The sequence below is a fragment of the Rhizobacter sp. genome (assembly GCF_031412075.1).
In the GTDB taxonomy this organism is placed as follows: Bacteria; Pseudomonadota; Gammaproteobacteria; order Burkholderiales; family Burkholderiaceae_C; genus Rhizobacter.
Genome location: NZ_JANOCG010000213.1, coordinates 1 through 1,760 on the forward strand (window position 1 = coordinate 1; position 1,760 = coordinate 1,760).

The window sequence follows — 1,760 nt, forward strand, 5'->3', positions numbered from 1 at the left end:
CGCGCGCGCAGCCCGGTGACAAGCGAGTCTTCCATCGCCCGGCGCGTGGCCAGCGCGTCGGCCAGCGCGGTTTCGGCGAGGGCGCGGCGGCGCACGTCGCGCGCCAGCAGCCACACGACCACACCGAGCGCGAGCGACAGGCTCAGCACCAGCGCGACGGTCAGGTTGGGGATCAGGCGTGGGCTGCCAGTGCCGCTGTCCACCCGCAACTGCAGCGTCAGCCCGGGCATGTCGAGCACGCGGTTGGCACGGAACACGCCCAGCCCACGCGGCAGGCCGGCGCGCGCGAGACGCGTGCCGTCGCCTTCGACGAACGAAAGTTCGTGCGCGCGAGTCACCTCGGGGGTGACCACTTCGTTGAGCAGCTGCGAGAGCGAGAAGGTGGCGACGATGTAGCCGGTGGTTTCGCCCGCCACCTGCGCAGGCAGGCACACGTCAACCACCTCCTGCCCCATGCCGCCGGTGAGGGGCACGAAGTAGCTGCGCGAATACGACGGGCTGCCCTGGCGGCGCGCGTGGGTGCAGGCCAGCTGCGCTTCGAACTCCATGCTGTCGCGCGGGATCTGGGTGAAGATCTGCGCGTGAAAGGGCGAGCTCACGGCCGACTCGACGCGCATGCCGGCATCGCGTCGCTCCACACGCAGCAGCTCGCGGCGTGAGCGCAAGAGGTCGGACGCATCGGCACGCCACTGCGGGATCGGCGGCGCGTTCCAGGTCAGCGCCTGCAGGCCTTGCATGTCGCGGCCGAGCGCTTGTTTGAGGTCGCCGATGGACACAGCCGCCGCCGCGTCGACCTGCTCTTGCGCGCGGTTGCTTTCATAGTCGAGCGTCAGCCACACCAGCAGCGACTGCGCCACCAGCAGCAAGCCGACCAGCGCGCCCCACAGCAGCGCCCGCCGCCAGCGCCGAGGGCGGGCCAGGGCGGGGGTGAAGGTCGAGTTCGGGAAGGTCATGTGGGGCCTGGGTGGCCGCCAGTATTGCGGACGCCACCCCGGGAGGGGTACGCAATAACGCGCAAGTGGCGCCACCGGGGCGCTCCTACAATCCCTGCCCACCCTGGCGCAGCCGCGCCTCGCGGCGAGATTCAGCGAGACATATTCAAGAGAGACATGGCCATGAGCTCCTCAGAAGAAAAACGCGCCGAGTTGCGCCGCGCTGCGCTCGAGTACCACGAGTTCCCGACGCCCGGCAAGGTGGCCATCGCTGCGACCAAGCAGCTCGTGAACCAGCGCGACCTGGCGCTGGCCTATTCGCCCGGCGTGGCCGCGGCCTGCGAAGAGATCGTGGCCGACCCGGCAAATGCCTTCCGCTACACCTCGCGTGGCAACCTGGTGGCCGTGATCACCAACGGCACCGCCGTGCTGGGCCTGGGCGACATCGGGCCGCTGGCGGCCAAGCCGGTGATGGAGGGCAAGGCCGTTCTCTTCAAGAAGTTCGCCGGCATCGACGTGTTCGACATCGAGGTCAACGAGAAGAACCTCGACAAGCTGATCGACATCATCGCGTCGCTCGAGCCCACCTTCGGCGGCATCAACCTCGAAGACATCAAGGCCCCTGACTGTTTCTATGTGGAGCGCGCGCTGCGCAGCCGCATGAACATCCCGGTGTTCCACGACGACCAGCACGGCACCGCCATCACGGTGGCGGCGGCCATGCTCAATGGCCTCAAGGTGGTGGGCAAGGACATCGCCCAGGTCAAGCTGGTGGCCTCGGGCGCCGGTGCCGCGGCGCTGGCCTGCCTGAACCTGCTGCTCAAGGTC

At 68.9% G+C, this 1,760-nt stretch carries 2 pseudogenes; one reads left to right on the plus strand and one right to left on the minus strand.

Annotation, left to right across the window (positions count from 1 at the left end):
• Positions 1-953, minus strand: a pseudogene (locus RMO40_RS07335) (PAS domain-containing sensor histidine kinase); the annotation flags it as partial.
• Between the two features lie 162 nt (positions 954-1,115).
• Between RMO40_RS07335 and RMO40_RS07340 the strand changes: the two are divergent.
• Positions 1,116-1,760, plus strand: a pseudogene (locus RMO40_RS07340) (NADP-dependent malic enzyme); the annotation flags it as partial.